The sequence below is a fragment of the Amycolatopsis sp. NPDC059657 genome, from assembly GCF_042734395.1.
In the GTDB taxonomy this organism is placed as follows: domain Bacteria; phylum Actinomycetota; class Actinomycetes; order Mycobacteriales; family Pseudonocardiaceae; genus Amycolatopsis.
This window is the reverse complement of record NZ_JBHWEB010000033.1, coordinates 1-15,012: the sequence shown is the minus strand read 5'-3', so window position 1 is coordinate 15,012 and position 15,012 is coordinate 1. Positions and strand designations below refer to the sequence as shown.

Annotated in this window: 13 protein-coding genes, 1 tRNA gene and 1 pseudogene; 10 read left to right on the top strand and 5 right to left on the bottom strand. The window is 68.3% G+C overall.

Features of this window, described 5'->3' with window-relative positions; translation table 11 throughout:
• Nucleotides 1-64: 64 nt before the first annotated feature.
• The gene (locus tag ACFV15_RS19485; protein ID WP_378351878.1) at nt 65-646 is read right to left on the bottom strand and encodes a hypothetical protein; all 582 of its coding nucleotides are present in this window, start codon (nt 644-646) and stop codon (nt 65-67) included.
• Nucleotides 647-796: 150 nt separating this feature from the next.
• Complete coding sequence (locus tag ACFV15_RS19480) at nt 797-2,614, bottom strand: hypothetical protein (protein WP_378351877.1); 1,818 nt, start codon at nt 2,612-2,614, stop codon at nt 797-799.
• A 125-nt stretch (nt 2,615-2,739) separates the two neighbouring features.
• On the opposite strand from ACFV15_RS19480, the gene ACFV15_RS19475 reads away from it, so the two are divergent.
• Together ACFV15_RS19475 and ACFV15_RS19470 are read left to right on the top strand one after the other, a co-directional pair.
• Nucleotides 2,740-3,828 carry a sensor histidine kinase gene (locus tag ACFV15_RS19475; protein ID WP_378351876.1) on the top strand — a complete coding sequence of 363 codons (1,089 nt, stop codon included), beginning with the start codon at nt 2,740-2,742 and terminating at the stop codon, nt 3,826-3,828.
• Nucleotides 3,825-4,452 (top strand): annotated as a pseudogene (locus ACFV15_RS19470) (response regulator). The gene ACFV15_RS19475 and the pseudogene ACFV15_RS19470 overlap by 4 nt, the downstream one beginning before the upstream one ends.
• 350 nt (nt 4,453-4,802) lie before the next feature.
• Here the strand turns inward: ACFV15_RS19470 and ACFV15_RS19465 are convergent.
• On the bottom strand, nt 4,803-5,258 hold the full coding sequence (locus tag ACFV15_RS19465; protein WP_378351875.1) for a hemerythrin domain-containing protein: 456 nt from the start codon (nt 5,256-5,258) through the stop codon (nt 4,803-4,805).
• 130 nt (nt 5,259-5,388) lie between these two features.
• Nucleotides 5,389-5,465, bottom strand: a tRNA-Ile gene (locus tag ACFV15_RS19460).
• Nucleotides 5,466-5,648: 183 nt separating this feature from the next.
• On the opposite strand from ACFV15_RS19460, the gene ACFV15_RS19455 reads away from it, so the two are divergent.
• On the top strand, nt 5,649-5,912 hold the full coding sequence (locus ACFV15_RS19455) for a hypothetical protein (RefSeq protein WP_378351874.1): 264 nt from the start codon (nt 5,649-5,651) through the stop codon (nt 5,910-5,912).
• On the opposite strand, the gene ACFV15_RS19450 is transcribed toward ACFV15_RS19455, so the two are convergent.
• Nucleotides 5,909-6,658 (bottom strand): methyltransferase domain-containing protein, encoded by a 750-nt coding sequence (locus tag ACFV15_RS19450; RefSeq protein ID WP_378351873.1) that lies wholly within the window; start codon nt 6,656-6,658, stop codon nt 5,909-5,911. The genes ACFV15_RS19455 and ACFV15_RS19450 overlap by 4 nt on opposite strands.
• Before the next feature lie 53 nt (nt 6,659-6,711).
• On the opposite strand from ACFV15_RS19450, the gene ACFV15_RS19445 reads away from it, so the two are divergent.
• The 7 genes from ACFV15_RS19445 (at nt 6,712) to ACFV15_RS19415 (ending at nt 14,954) form a co-directional block, all read left to right on the top strand.
• Nucleotides 6,712-7,035 (top strand): contact-dependent growth inhibition system immunity protein, encoded by a 324-nt coding sequence (locus ACFV15_RS19445; RefSeq protein WP_378351872.1) that lies wholly within the window; start codon nt 6,712-6,714, stop codon nt 7,033-7,035.
• A gap of 11 nt (nt 7,036-7,046) precedes the next feature.
• Nucleotides 7,047-8,351: a polyprenol phosphomannose-dependent alpha 1,6 mannosyltransferase MptB gene (mptB, locus tag ACFV15_RS19440; RefSeq protein WP_378351871.1), complete on the top strand. Its 1,305-nt coding sequence runs from the start codon at nt 7,047-7,049 to the stop codon at nt 8,349-8,351.
• 303 nt (nt 8,352-8,654) lie between these two features.
• Nucleotides 8,655-9,362, top strand: a complete 708-nt coding sequence (locus ACFV15_RS19435; protein ID WP_378351870.1) for a thioesterase II family protein — start codon at nt 8,655-8,657, stop codon at nt 9,360-9,362.
• Nucleotides 9,359-11,071 carry an amino acid adenylation domain-containing protein gene (locus ACFV15_RS19430; protein WP_378351869.1) on the top strand — a complete coding sequence of 571 codons (1,713 nt, stop codon included), beginning with the start codon at nt 9,359-9,361 and terminating at the stop codon, nt 11,069-11,071. The genes ACFV15_RS19435 and ACFV15_RS19430 overlap by 4 nt, the downstream gene beginning before the upstream one ends.
• A gap of 4 nt (nt 11,072-11,075) precedes the next feature.
• Nucleotides 11,076-12,440 (top strand): tryptophan 7-halogenase, encoded by a 1,365-nt coding sequence (locus ACFV15_RS19425; protein ID WP_378351868.1) that lies wholly within the window; start codon nt 11,076-11,078, stop codon nt 12,438-12,440.
• Nucleotides 12,433-13,557: a cation:proton antiporter gene (locus ACFV15_RS19420; RefSeq protein WP_378351867.1), complete on the top strand. Its 1,125-nt coding sequence runs from the start codon at nt 12,433-12,435 to the stop codon at nt 13,555-13,557. Before ACFV15_RS19425 ends, ACFV15_RS19420 begins: the two co-directional genes overlap by 8 nt.
• A 2-nt stretch (nt 13,558-13,559) precedes the next feature.
• Nucleotides 13,560-14,954 carry a tryptophanase gene (locus ACFV15_RS19415; RefSeq protein WP_378351866.1) on the top strand — a complete coding sequence of 465 codons (1,395 nt, stop codon included), beginning with the start codon at nt 13,560-13,562 and terminating at the stop codon, nt 14,952-14,954.
• Nucleotides 14,955-15,012: the final 58 nt, after the last annotated feature.

The window sequence follows — 15,012 nt, the reverse complement described above, 5'->3', positions numbered from 1 at the left end:
AGTGGTGTGGTGTTGTTCGCGCCGGTCTCCCCCCCCCCCCCCACCTCACGACCCGCTTGCAGGATCAGCCGCGCAGCAGGTAGCTGGTGGCGAAGCCGCTCGAGGTGCACACGGCGAGCTGGCTCTGCGTCTGGCTGTAGGTGAAGCCCCACGGCACGGTGCACGCCCACAGGTTGTTGCGCGGGACACGGATGTTGTAGCTGTTAGCGAAACCACTGGAAGTACAGACCGCCAGCTGGCTCTGCACGCGGTCATAGGTATAACCGGACGGCACGGAACAAGCGTAGAAATTGTCACCCGGCGCGCGCAGGTGATAGCTGTTCGCGAAACCACTGGACGTGCAAACCGCCAGCTGACTCTGTGTCCGGTCGTAGGTGAATCCGGCGGGAACAGTGCAGGCGTAGATGTTGTCCTGCGGCCTTCTCAGGTGATAACTGTTGGCGAAACCGCTCGGACTGCAGACACCGAGCTGGCTCTGCACCTGGTCATAGGTGTAGCCGCCAGGCACCGAGCACTGCCAGGTGTTGTCGAGGTCCTCCACTGTGGCCTGAGCTGCGGAAAGACTGCTTCCGAGCAGCGCACCCACCGCGACCGCGGCGAAGGCCGTCCGGCGCAGCAGGCGTCCGATCCTGTGTACAGCTGACATTTCCCGGGGCCTCCCCTGTCGTGAATTCCAAGGCGCGCTTATTTGACCCGGTGAGTCACTGACTCGGACAGCGGCCATTCGGTGGAAATCCAGTCTTATTACCAGAATTGCCTTGACCGCGATTAATCATGTGGCGTTGCCCCGGTATTTTTACCCTCGCAGCCAGCGATCGAACCAGGCAAGGTTCTGCTCCATCGCGCTCGCGCGGTGTTTCGGCTGATGGAAGATGTGCGTCTCGCCGCCGAACAGCATCAGCTCCGACGGCATGTTCTTGCTCTTCACGAACTGGTGGATGCTGAGCGTCAGCCACCCCGCGGCCGGTCCGACCTGCTGCAGCAGCGGCGCGTTGACGTGTTCGGCTGTCTGGCCGGAGCCCTCGATGAGCGACGGGCTGCCACCGTCGCCCGCGGACGCCGCCTTGAAGACCGTCGATCGGGTGATCGCCTCCTCGGCGACGAAGGCGCCGCGGCTGTAGCCCATGATGCCGGCCCGTGCCTGGTCGGCGAACTCGCAGTCGCGGACCGCCGCTTCCATGGTCGGCACCGGATCCTGGACACCTGGCGTTTCGTTGACCAGCAGCACGACGTAGCCCTTGGCCGCGAACACCTGCGACGGGTACTGCCATTCGTTGGCGTCGGGCATGAACCGCTCGGTGGCGTCGTACCCGTGGGTGATCACCACGGCCGGGCAGCGCGTCCGGCGACACGTCTCCGGCACGAGCCGGTAGCCGGTCGCGGTCGGTTCGGGCGTGGTGAGCCGGATCCGGCTGAACCCGGGGTTCGGGTCGAAACCCTCTCGGGTCGCGCCGGTCTTCAGGTCGACAAGGGACAGTCGCGGCCGGGTCGATGCGCTTTCCCTGACACAGAAGGCGGCCACGCCCAGCGCACAAGTGGCCAGTGTTCCATCCACTGTGGACACCGGCGTGAGCATGCCCGCTTGTGGTGCGACGAAGAGCGACTCGCGACGGCCGTCCGCCAGCTCGGCGAACACGCGATCCCCCAGCCACCAGGCACTACCCGAGATCCGAGACCGGGCAGGCAGTGTCGCGACGACCGCGCCGCCGGGAAACGCGAGCAGCTGGTCCTGCTTGGCGGCGAGGACAGACCGGCTGTCCGGCGACCACGCGGTCAGCACGCGCGCGCCACCAGTGTCCACTGTGGATACCTTGCCGGACGCGGTCTCGAGCAGCCGCAAAGTGTCCCGGTTGTCGGTGGGCTGCTGGGTTTCGCGGGTGACGAAGGCGAGCTTGCCGCTGTCCGGTGACCACGCCATACCGGGTTTGCCGGGTGCGGCGACCGGGCCCATGACCGAGTCGACCACGTGATTCGTGCGGCCGGTCCTGGCGTCGAAAAGCCAGAGGCCGTTCTTCACCAGGTCGTACTCGCCGGTCTCGAGCGTGCGCAGGTCCATGGCGCGGTCGTCGAAGGCGACACCGTCGTCGACCGGCCTGCCACCGGGCCGGGGCGTGGTGAACGCGAGGTTCCGGCCGTCCGGCGACCATTCGAAGGCGAGGATCTTCGCCTGGTGCGGCGGGACGTTGGCCAGCCGGAACGGCTCGTGCTTACCGCCGATTTCGACGGCCGGCCCGGCGAAGTCGACCGGCTTGCCCGGCTTCCCGCCGGCGGCGGAGACCCGCCAGATCTCGTCCGCACCGTCGAGCGGCGCGAGGTAGTCGAGCGAGCCGCCGTCCGGTGACCAGCGCAGATTCGCGATCCGGCCGCTCGCGGTGGTCACCGTCCTGGTGTCTCCCCCATCGGTGACCAGTATCCGGCTGGTCACGGTGTTGCCGTCGACCGACGGTTCGGTGACGACCATGGCCGCGCGCCGCCCGTCCGGCGCCGGCCTCGTCTCGACGATCCGGCGGAACTGCACGACGTCGCCGACCCCGATGGCCCGCGTCTCCCCCGCGGCGGCGGCCGACGGCACCATGCTCAGCGCGGCCAGCCCGATGGCCAAGAGTTTCTTCATCCCGGTTCTCCCCTGTGTTGGCTGCGGCCAGGCTAGGAAGCCGGACCGGGCGAGCACATCACCCTGAGGTTTCCCGGGGAATCACCCGGAGTTGATCGCGGCCGTCAACCTCTACGCTCGTGCGCATGGGGACCGAAGCACGGGACCGGCTGCTCTCGGCCGGTCTCGCCGTGGGACTGCTGGCGGTGTACGGGTCACGATGGACGGCCGTGATCGCCATCGTCGCGGGCTGCGTGCTGCTGCTGTGGCGCCGCCGTTTCCCGTTGCTCACGCTGGCGGTAATCGGATCCGCGCTGATCGTCGGCGTCGGCTGGCGGCTGGAATGGGCGGACCCGCTGCTGTTCCTCGGGTGGATCGCGCTGTACGGCGCACCGGCGTTCGCCAAGCCACGGCACGCCGCTTACGCCGGGATCGCGGTGGTGCTCGGCACCACCGGGGTCATCGCGCTGATCACCCACAACGCCGCCGGTCGCGGCCGCGATGGCTTGGCGATCGGCCTGGTGTTCGTCGTCGCGTACGTGACGACGGCGTGGCTGCTCGGTCGCGGCCATCGGCTGCGGCAGGCGTATCTCACGACGTTGGAGGATCGCGCCGAGCGCCTGGCCCGCGAGCGCGAGGCCGTGCGCGGGCAAGCTGTCGCCGAGGAACGCTCACGCATCGCCCGCGAGTTGCACGACATGCTCGCGCACACGATGAGCGGAATGGTCGTACTGGCGGGCGGCGCCCGGCTGGCCACCAAGCAGGACGACGCGGTGCGCGCGCTCGCCGAGATCGAACGTTCGGGCCGCCGTGGCATGGACGAGACCCGCCGGCTCCTGAGCGCGTTGCGCGCGGGCGACTCCGAGTCTCCGCCTACGCTCGCGGACCTGCCCGCGCTGGTCGCGCGGATGTCCGCGGCGGGGTTGCCCGTGACGGTGGGCGCTGTCCCGGAACTCCCGTTCGCGGTGGACGTCGCCGCGTATCGGATCGTGCAGGAGTCTTTGACGAATACGTTGCGGCATGCGGGAAACGCGACCGCTTTCGTCGAGATCCGGGCTATGGACGGCGTGGTCGAGCTGGCGATCACCGACACTGGCACCGGGTCGTTGCCGGGTGCGGGACACGGTATCGCCGGGATGCGGGAACGCGCGCGGCTGCTGGGCGGCGAGCTGTCGGCCGGGCCGGAACCGGGCGGGTGGGCCGTGCGGGCGACAGTGCCGTTGGAGGTCCGGTGATCAGCGTGCTGATCTGCGACGACGCGCCGATCGTGCGGATGGGGCTGCGGATGATCGTGGACAGCGCGGCGGACATGACCGTGGTCGGCGAGGCTGCTTCTGGTGTGGAGGCCGTTTCGGCCGCGGCCTCGCTGTCGCCCGATGTGGTGCTGCTGGATATTCAGATGCCGGGGATGGACGGGATCGAGGCGGCTCGGCGGATTGACTCGCGGGTGCTGGTCCTTACGACATTTGATACGGATGAGTACGTTTACGAGGCATTGCGCGCTGGGGCGAGCGGCTTTCTGGTGAAGGACACGTCGCCTGAGAAGGTGCTCGAGGCTGTTAGGGCCGTCGCTGCGGGCGCAGGCTTTGCTCTCGCCGTCCGTTACGCGACGGCTGCTTGATGCGGTTTCTTCTTCGCTGCCACGGGCAGCTTCACTTGATCTGTCCACTGTGGATGGCCGGCTGCTCGGGTTGGTGGCTCGGGGACTGGGGAATGCCGAGATCGCGGACGAGCTCGGGCTGAGCCTGGCTACGGTGAAGACTTATGTCTCGCGGCTGCTTGTGAAGATCGGGGCTCGGGACCGGGCTCATGCCGTTGTGCTGGCTTATGAGCATGGGGTGGTGCGGCCGGGTTCGTGAGTGCTGCCGACGGCCTCCTTCCCCACGCTGGGTTTCAGGGCTCCGCCAAAGTCACCCATCTCGTGTCGGCTGAACGCACAAACGCCACTTATGCAACGCTCAGCGACACATAAGCCCCGTTCGTTCCGTCCAGGCAGCGCGAAAGGTCACGCAAAGCGACAATGCTGGACAAAAGTTGGCGGCTTGAGTCCTCTGTGGACGCTCGCTGGACATTGCCGGGACCCCGAAGCTGGGTTTAGTGAGGGCCCCCTTCACCAAAGCTGGCTGGGTGAAGGGGGCCCTCACCTGCGCTGGCCGCGGCGCCGCAGGGTGATGCGATGGATTCGCGTCGCCCAATGCCTTAGGGAGTCTCAGTCGTCCGTCCGCAGGAACTCGGGTTTCGGCCCACTCCAGGTCAGCGCGTTCAGCGCCGCCACGATCTTCTTCTCCTCGTAGTAGAAGTGGGACTCCAGCAACGCGGTCAGCCCGTCGAGCTCCCGGCTGATCGTGGCCGCGTCCGCGTCCCGATCGAACAGTTCCTCGAGGCGCCGCATGATCCCCGCGACGATCTCGTGATCGTTCTCGAGTTCGGTGAGCACCGGCTTCAGTTCGGGGAACTGCTCGGCCAGCGCGGGAAAGGCGCCGGCGTCCTCGCCGGTGTGGTGGCGGGTGAGTGCCGAGCAGAAGGTCAGGCAGTGGGCGCGCAGTTCGCGAGGCAGGCCGGACTCGGCGTTGGCGCGGAGGCGGGCGAGCTGGTCGCGGAGCCAGATGTGGACTTGGATGAGCTGGTTGCCGAACGCCGTGAGGCGGGCAGTGTCGTCGGTCAAAGAGATATCCCAGGTTTCGGCGCCTCCATGCCCGCGGCGGTCCGCTTGCCGGGTGCACTGCGACGCTGGCGCCACTTCAGCACGGGACCCGCGAGAGCGTCAAGCGGGTTACCGGCATGCGGAAACCACGTGGTGGGCCGGGTCGGGCTCGAACCGACGGCCAAGGGATTATGAGTCCCCTGCTCTAACCAACTGAGCTACCGGCCCTGGGCACAGGAGGAACCAGGTGGCTCCCCCGCGCGTTTGCGATTGCATACGATTCCCAGTTGGTTTCAAGCTATCACAATGTGCCACCAGCGCGGACGCAGTAGGCCAAACAGGTTGTCTCCGAGTTCATCCGGGCGGGATTCGTCTAAGTTTCAATGACGCCGCGTCGCCTGGATGGTGCCTATGCCTGCCCCGGAAACCACCACGCGAAGCCAAGCCACGGTCAAACTCGCCCTGCTCGACGCCTTCACCGCGGGTGCCGCCCTCGGGTACCTCGCGCACCAGCATCGGGAGGCTTTGATGACGCACTCCACGGCCATCGGCCTGGGGATGGTGGTCTTCACCACCGCCGTCCTGCTGCTGCGTGCCGGATTTCACACCCTGAACAGGGCGAACCGGCGGCTCGACGCCATCTTCCGAGACGAGCTCGACGACGACCGCCGCTAGGCGGGTTTGCGTGCCTCGATGAGGTAGCGGCGGGAGTGTGCCACGAACCGGCCCTCGGCACGTATGCGCTGGTCAAGACCGGCGAGGCGGGTGCGGTAGCGGTCGATCGTGAAGTCCGGGACCGTCCAGAACACCTTGCGCAGGAAGTAGGCCACGGCGCCGATGTCGAAGAACTCGACGCGCGTCCACTCCTCTCGGGCGTCCACGACGGTCAGGCCCGCCGCCGTCGCACTGGTGGACGATTCAAGAGCCGCCCGTTCGTGTGCAGGCGGGAGCGGGCCCATCATGGCTTCGCTCAGCTCGCGGTTCGAGCCGTGGCCGACGCATTGGGCCAGGAAGGTGCCGCCCGGAGCGAGCACGCGGGCGATCTCCGGCCACGGCAGCGCCGTCGGGTGCCTGCTGGTGACCAGGTCGAACGTGCCGTCCGCGAACGGCAGGCCGCCGCCTTCGGTGACCAGCACCACCTTGCCGCCGAGGTGACGGAGGTTCGCCGCGGCGATCGCGGCGTTGGGCGGCCAGGTCTCGGCCGCGACGAGTGTGGACGGCGGACTCGGGATCTCCGCGAGCACCTCGCCACCGCCGGTCTGCAGGTCGAGCCCGGCACGAGCCTGGGACATCCGGTCCGCGAGCAGCCGGGAATAACCCCACGACGGGCGTTCCTCGGTCGCGCGGCCGTCGAACCAGGAGAAGTCCCAGCCTTCGACGGGTTCGGCCTCGGCTTCGGCGAGCAGGTCCTCAAAGGTCATGGGACGAGTTTTCTCACCGACGGTGCTCTTCGCAAACCAATAGCCTGGCGCGCATGACGCTCGAATCCATCGAAAACGACAGCTGGGGCGAACTTCCCACGGACGCGACGCGGTTGATGGAAACCGTTCACCTGCTGCGCCGCAAGCCGATCGAGACGTTCACCGTCGAAGACCTCCGGATCCTGGTGGCGCAAGGTGTGGGGCTCGCGGTGGTCGTGCCGATGGCACTGGCCGAACTCGAGCAGAACCCACTCGCCGAGGGCGACATGTACCCCGGCGACCTGCTTGCGGCGATGGCACGTGTTCCGTCCGCCTACTGGGACCAGCATCCGCGGGAAGCGGCGAGGTTCGCGGCTCTTCCCACGAAACCGGAGTGAGGTCATCGGCAGTGAAGTCCGTCCGATCGGGTGATCTCTCCGTGGCGTCGCTCGGGCTTGCCGGGACGCTGGTGGTCGTCCTGGTCGCGCACGGCGTCTTCGACACACCCGCCGTCGGCCTGACCGGCATGGCCGTGGTCGTGACCGCTTGGCTGCTGCTCGGGCGACGGCAGCCGAGCCGTCGCCGGACACTGTGGACACTCGCGCTCTGGGGCACGCCGCTGCTGTTCGTGCCGCCGTTCCTCAGCGGAGACCTCTACAGCTATCTGGCACAAGGGGAACTCGCGCGGCGCGGACTCGATCCTTACGCGACCGGGCCTGCCGCGCTCGGCCAGCACACTCCGCTGACGAGCTTGGTCAGCCCGTTTTGGCAGGAGACACCGTCGCCGTACGGGCCGGTGTTCACGCTCATCGAGCGGTTCATCGTGACCGTCTCCGACGGCGATGTCCACATCGGAGTGACGCTTTGTCGACTTCTCGCTCTCGGCGGGATCGCGCTCATCATCTGGGCGGTGCCGAGACTCGCCACGCGCATGAGCGTGCCTGCCGAGAGCGCGCTGTGGCTCAGCGTGCTGAATCCGTTGGTGTTGTGGCATTTCGTCGGCGGCGGGCACAATGACGCGCTGATGGTCGGGCTGGCGTTGGCGGGCTTCGAGCTGGTGCTCGCCGGGGCGGCACTGGGGATGCCGCTGCTTTGCCTGGCCGCCAACGTGAAGGTGACCGCGATCGTCGCGGTGGCCGTCGCGGGTGTCGAACTGGCCAAGCGGCGGCCGGTGTTCGGAACGCTGACCACGCTGGGAACGCTCGCGGCGATCACCGCACTCGCTTCCTGGGCCGGAGGATTCGGCTGGGTGCGCACACTCGCGACGTCAAGCTCGGTCCCGAGCTGGCTGGCTCCGACGAACTGGCCGGGGTTCGCCGATGGCTCACTCTTCGGTGTGGGCAAAGCGATTGGCGCGGCGCTGGCCGTTTCGGCTGTGACAGTGTTGCTGTGGCGGCAATGGCAGGGGTGGATCAGTTCTCCGCCCGTGCTCGGTTTGGGCATGGCGGTGGTCGTCGTGTGCGCGCCGAGTGTGCAGCCCTGGTATCTGCTGTGGGCCGTGGTACCGCTGGCAGCGGCCGTTCCCGTTGGTCGAGCGCGGACAATTCTTGTCGGTGTGGTCGTGGTGTTCGCGCTCGTATTGCCACCCGTCAGGGATACCGGTGCCAATCTCGCACTGGGTTACCTCGTAGCCGTGGCCGTCGCCGCATTAATTGGCGCGATGACCTACCGGTCGGCGAAGACGTCGTCGCCACGCAGCCGTGGACTTCGTTGAACCTGCTCGTCGGCGAGCTGCTCGTGCCCACCTCACCCAGTTGAGGTAGAAAACCGTTGCTACCAATCCGTTACCCTCCACGCCCTGCTCACGTCGTAATCTTTCCCATTACCTCAACATCACGGTGACGGGCGGAGAGGCGAGGACCCGCTGGCGTCGCAAATATGAAAAAAATACGGCCGACGAACCCATTCTAAATCGCTGTTATGGCGTCCCAGTGCAGTTTACGCCTTTCATCTAACAGCGACCGTCGACGGCCGGAATCCCCATTCCATCCCATGCGGACCCGGAGAGGATGGCGCGATGACGCCTGCGCTCAGGCAGCTCTCGACTGCCGATGGTGAACGACGTTATCTTTTTCTGCCACCCGCCGGCGGCACGGTCGGCACACTGCGGGAATTCGCTACGGCGCACGCCGTCTGGGGCGCCGAGTATCCGGGCAGGGGCGACCGGATAGCCGAACAACCGCCCGCGACACTCGAAGAACTCGCCGAGCAGCTCACCGGCGAATTCGTCGGCCGATTCGGCGAAAACGGTGTCACGCGGACAATGCTGGCGGGCTTCAGCATGGGTGCTTTCCTCGCGTTGGAAGTGACGCGGCGGACGTTCGCCCGTTGTGGCGCGGAACCCGCCGCGCTGGTCGTGGTCGGCGCCATCGCGCCGCAACGACGGGTGCGAAGCGGCCGCCCGTGGACCGACCGGGAACTGACCCGGCTGCTCGACCGTGACGGCCTGGTGCCGCCCGAGGTCCACGACTACGCGTTGGGATTGCTCCGCGACGACATGCGGTTGATGGAAAAATATCGCGGCCCGGCCGATGGCACGGTGTCGTGCCCGCTCATCGCGTTGTGCGGAGCCGACGATCCCGCCGGCACCGATGACGCCACCGACGCCTGGCGGCGCTGGACCACCGGACCCTTTCGGGCCTCGCTCGTTCCCGGCGGTCACCTCGACCTGCTCAAACCGGGGCATGGCAGCGAATTCTGGCGTGCGATCGAGCCGGTGCGATGACCGGCCTGTCCACGCTGACCGGGCCGGTCCGGCGATTGCCGCGCGGCCACTGGTGGGAACCGTTCACGACACTGGCCCGCACCGAGCCCGCCCTGATCGGACTGGTCGCCGACGAGGTCGCCTGGTCGTTCGGCGACCTCGATCTGTGGAGCACACGGCTCGCCCACTCGCTCCGCGAGGCTGGAGCGAGGCGAGGCACGGTCGTCGCGTGCGCGATGCAGCGGTCGGTGCGAGCGATACTCGGTCTGTTCGCGGTCGCCAAGGCCGGTGCGATCTACCTGCCGATAGATCCCGGTCAGCCCGCCGCGCACCTCGACACGATCCTCGACGACGCCAAGCCTGCCGTACTGCTGACCGATGTCACGGCACTCGCCGCACGCGCCGATGTGGTGCTGTCGCCGGACAACTGGCAAGCCGAGCTCGCGCGCCACGCGACGACGCCGCTTCCAGTGACGCCACCGGACGGCCCCGCCTACGTCATCTACACCTCGGGTTCCACCGGGCGCCCCAAAGGGGTCGTGGTCGGCAACCGGAGTCTGGTCAACCTCCATCGCGAACTCGCCGCCCGGTTCTTCCGGCTGCGCCGGGGCAGGCAGCGGGTCGCGCACGGGATGCCGTTCGCCTTCGACGCGTCGTGGAATCCGCTGCTGTGGCTGGTCGGCGGCCATGAGGTGCACCTGGTGCCCACCGACGTCCGCGCCGATCCCGAGCTGTATCTGCGCTTCATCAGGGACCACCGGCTGTCGGTCGTCGAAGCCGTGCCCGCGCATGTGTCGGCGTTGATCCGCGCCGGCCTGCTCGACGGTGAGATCCGGCCGCGGCTGCTGCTGATGGGTGGCGAGGCCGTCAGCCAGACGCTGTGGTCGCGGCTGCGCGCCGTGCCGGATCTGGTGCCGGTCAACCTGTACGGGCCCACCGAGTGCACGGTGTTCACCACCGCCTGCCGGGTGGACCGGTACGACTCGCCCGCGATCGGTGTGCCGATCGGCAACACCAGCGCACAAGTGGTCGACGCCGGGCTGCGGCCGGTGCCGGTCGGTGTGCCCGGCGAGCTGCTGATCAGCGGTGACTGCGTCGCGCTCGGCTATCTCGGCAAGCCGGAGCTGACCGCCGAGAAGTTCGTGGCCGGCTCGTACCGGACCGGTGACCTGTGCCGCTGCCTGCCCGACGCGAGGCTGCAATGGCTGGGGCGCCTCGACGATCAGGTCAAGATCCGGGGCCACCGCGTCGAACCCGGCGCGGTCGAGCACACCGTCCTGAAACTGCCTGGCGTGCGGCAGGCGGTCGTCCAAGCCGACGCCGACAGGCTGATCGCCTACGTCGTGCTCGACCACGACACCGCCGAGGACCTGCATCGGCTGCTGCGCCTGCTGTTGCCCGACTACCTGGTGCCGTCCGCGGTCATCGCGCTCGACGCGTTGCCGCTCGGGCCCAACGGCAAAGTCGACCGCGCCGCGCTCCGGCCCGATGTCCCCGCGCGCTTGGGTGTGCTCACGCCGTCGCAAGACCTGGTCGCTGGCCTGTTCCGGGACGTGCTCGGGGTGCCAGCGGTGACCGCGGACAGCGACTTCTTCGCACTCGGCGGGCACAGCCTGACCGCCGCGGTGCTCGCCGGCCGCCTGCGTGCGTGCGGGGTGCGCTGCACCCTGCGCGATGTCCTGCTCCGGCCCACGGTCGCCCAGCTCGCCGAGCTGGTGGAAGGAATGTGAAGAAATGAACGACTACGACGTGATCGTCGTGGGGGGTGGGCCCGGCGGATCGACGGTGGCGGCGCTGACCGCGCTGGACGGCCATCGGGTGTTGTTGCTCGACAAGGAATCGTTTCCGCGCTACCAGATCGGCGAGTCGCTGCTGCCCGCCACGATCCACGGGATCTGCGCACTGCTCGGCCTGCGCGAGGAGATACTGGACGCGGGCTTCGTCCGCAAACGCGGCGGGATCTTCCAGTGGGGCACCAACCCCGAGCCGTGGACGTTCAGTTTCGCGGCCTCCGACCGGATGGCCGGTCCGACCTCGTACGCCTATCAGGTCGAGCGCACCCGGTTCGACAAGATGTTGCTGGACAACGCGCGACGGGTCGGTGTCGAGCTTCGGGAAGGACACCGCGCGTTCGGCACGGTGAAGACCGGCGGGCGGGTCAACGGGGTCCGCTACACCGACGACACCGGGCACGAGCGGCTGTCGACCGCACGGTTCGTGGTGGACGCCTCCGGGCATGGCAGCCGCATCCACAACGACGCGGGTGGCAGGCGCGAGTACTCGCCGTTCTTCCGCAACCTGGCGCTGTTCGGGTATTTCCTCGACGGGCATCGGGTGCCGGAACCCAATTCCGGCAACATCGTCTGCGCGTCGTTCGCCGATGGCTGGTTCTGGTACATCCCGCTGTCGGCGACGCTGACGAGTGTCGGCGCGGTCGTCAAACGCGAATCCGCCGCCAAGGTGCAGGGCGACCCTGAACGCGCCTACGCCGAGCTGATCGGCGCGTGCCCGCTGATCAAGGACTTCCTGCGCGACGCACGCCGTGCGACGGAAGCGCCGTATGACCGGCTTCGCGTCCGCAAGGACTACTCCTACGACCGGACCGTGCTGTGGTCACCCGGCTTGGCGCTGATCGGCGACGCCGCCTGCTTCATCGACCCGGTGTTCTCCTCCGGGGTGCACCTCGCCACCTACAGCGCGCTGCTGGCGGCCAGATCGATCAACTCGACACTGGCCGGGCTCGTCGACGAGAACCGGTGCTTCCTCGAATTCGAAGCCCGCTACCGCCGGGAATTCGGGTTGTTCAGGGACTTCCTCATCACCTTCTATCACCAGCACAGCGACGAGCACGCGTACTTCGGGGAGGCACGCAAGCTCACCGGGCAGGCCGGGAGCGCGGACGCGGCCTTCGTCGATCTCGTCGGCGGGGTGACCTCGACCGACTTCTCCCGGCACCTGCTCGGCGACGTGCTCGCGGAAGGCGCGCAGCTGCAACTGCGCGGGCTCCTCGGCGAAGCCGCGGGCGCGGAGCCGCCGATGTTCCCCGGCGGGCTGGTCGCCGCACCGGATGGCCGCCGGTGGCTGATGCCCGATGACTGAGCTGGCGATCCTGCTCGCCGCGCTGGCCGTGTTACTGGGCCTGGCCAGGGTTTTCGGCTCACTGGCGGCGAAACTGGGCCAGCCTGCAGTCGTCGGCGAGATCGCGTGCGGGCTGGTGATCGGCGCGGCGGGCTGGCGGGTGCCCGCCCAGGTGGGCGGCACACTCGACGCGCTCGCCCAAGTCGGCCTGATCCTGTTCCTGTTCGGCGCGGGCACCGGGCTCGCGCCGTCCGTGCGGTCGGTCAAGACGGCGCTGGTACCCGCGCTCGGCGCCACCTTGGTGCCGTTCGCACTCGGCGCGCTGCTCGCGATCTGGCTGGCGGAACGGCACGCGCCCGCCGGGCGCGCGATGTTCGTGCTGTTCGCGGCCGCGGCCATGGCGGTCACCGCTTTCCCAGTGCTGGCAAGGATTCTGACCGAGCGCGGCATGCTCGGCAGTGCGGACGGGAGACGGGCACTCAGCGCGGCGGCGATCACCGACGCGCTCGCCTGGACCGTGCTCGCGTTCGTCGCGGGCTCGCTGCGCGGGAGTCGCGTGTGGACGCTCGCGTTGATCGTGCCCGTTCTCCTTGGCCTGTATTGGCTTTCCAGGCCGTGGTTCAGCGCACTGCTGTCGCGTCTTTCCCGGCCCGTCACGGTGGTGATCCCGATAGCCTGCCTGAGCGCCGCCGCGACGGACGCCATCGGCTTGCACGCCGCGCTCGGCGCGTTCCTCGCCGGGGTCGCGGTCGGCCGGTCCACCACCGTCGCCGAACCGGTCGGCTCGGTGCTGGTGCCGTTGTTCTTCGTGCTCATCGGGCGCAAGGTCGAACTCGGCGGGATCACCCCGCTGCTGGCCGTCGAAACCGTCGCCATCATCGCGATCGCGGTGCTCGGCAAGTCCGGCGGCGCCTACCTCGGCGCGCGGGCCGCCGGTGAGCCGAGGCGTGCGGCGGCGGTGTTCGCGACGCTGATGAACACCAGGGGCGTCACCGAACTCGTCTTCCTCAGCATCGGGCTGGACCTCGGTGTCATCGACAGCGGCTGCTACGCCGCGATGGTCGTGATGGCGCTGGTGACCACCGCGATGACCGGTCCGCTGCTGAACCGTCTGCTACTGCGGGACAAGGTGTGTTGAACATGATCGCTTATCCGCCGGAACCCTGGCGTATCAAGATGGTCGAGCCGATCAAGGCCACCACGCGGGAGTACCGCGAGCAGGCCATCCGCGACGCGGGCTGGAACCCGTGCCTGCTGCGCTCCGAAGACGTCGCGATCGACCTGTTCACCGATTCCGGGACGAGCGCGATGTCGGATCGGCAGTGGTCGGCGCTGATGCGCGGCGACGAAGCCTACGCGGGCGCGCGGAGTTTCTACGTGTTCGAGGAGGCCGTGCACAGGTTCTACGGCTACGAGCACGTGATCCCGGTCCACCAGGGGCGCGGCGGGGAGAACATCCTGTCGCGCTGCCTGATCCGGCCGGGCACGCACATCCCCGGCAACATGTACTTCCCGAGCACCAGAGCGCATCAGGAACTCAACGGCGCGACCTTCCACGACGTCATCGTCGACGAGGCCGAGGACCCGAAAGCCGACCTGCCGTTCAAGGGCAATGTGGACCTCGGCAAGCTGCGTGCCGTCATCGCCGAGTTCGGCGCCGACCTGATCCCGTACGTCTCGCTCGCCGCCACCGTCAACATGGCGGGCGGGCAGCCGATCAGCGTCGCGAACCTGACCGAAGCCTGCGCGCTGGCGCACGCGCACGGGATCCCGGTGTTCCTCGACACGGCACGCGCGGTCGAGAACGCCTGGTTCGTCAAGCAGCGCGAACCCGGCTGGGGCGACCGTTCGCTCGCGGAGATCCTGCTCGCCTTGTGCGCGCCGACCGATGGCGCGGTGATGTCGGCGAAGAAGGATTCCCTCGCCAACATCGGCGGCTGGATCGGCTTGCGCGATCCGGTGCTGGCCGAGCAGGCTCGCGGGCTCGTGCTGCTCTACGAGGGGCTGCACACCTACGGCGGGATGGCCGGGCGGGACATGGAAGCCATCGCGGCCGGGATCGCCGAGTCCGTCGACGAGGCGCACATCGGCGCGCGGGTCGCGCAACTCGAGTATCTCGGCGGGCGGCTGGACGCCGAGGGGGTGCCGATCATCCATCCGATCGGCGGCCACTGCGTCTGCGTCGACGCGACCGCCGCGCTGCCGCATATCCCCCGCACGCAGTTCGCGGCACAGACGCTGGCCGCCGCCGTCTACGTCGACGCCGGGATCCGCGGCGTCGAACGAGGCGGAGTGTCGGCCGGGCGCGACCCGGTCACCGGCGAGAACCGGTTCCCGCACTTGGAGTTCCTGCGGCTGGCCGTGCCGCGCCGGGTCTACACGCGTGCCCACATGGACGTGGTCGCGGACTGTCTCATCCGGGTCCATCAGGACCGTGACCGCATCGCGCACGGCCTGGAGTTCGCCTACGAACCAGACCACCTGCGGTTCTTCCAGGCCCGCTTCAAGCCGGTGTCGGGCACCTCGATTTGGTGAGGTCTTCGGCCTGGCCGGGGGTCGTGAGTGGTATCGCCGGTTAGAACCGGCGATACCA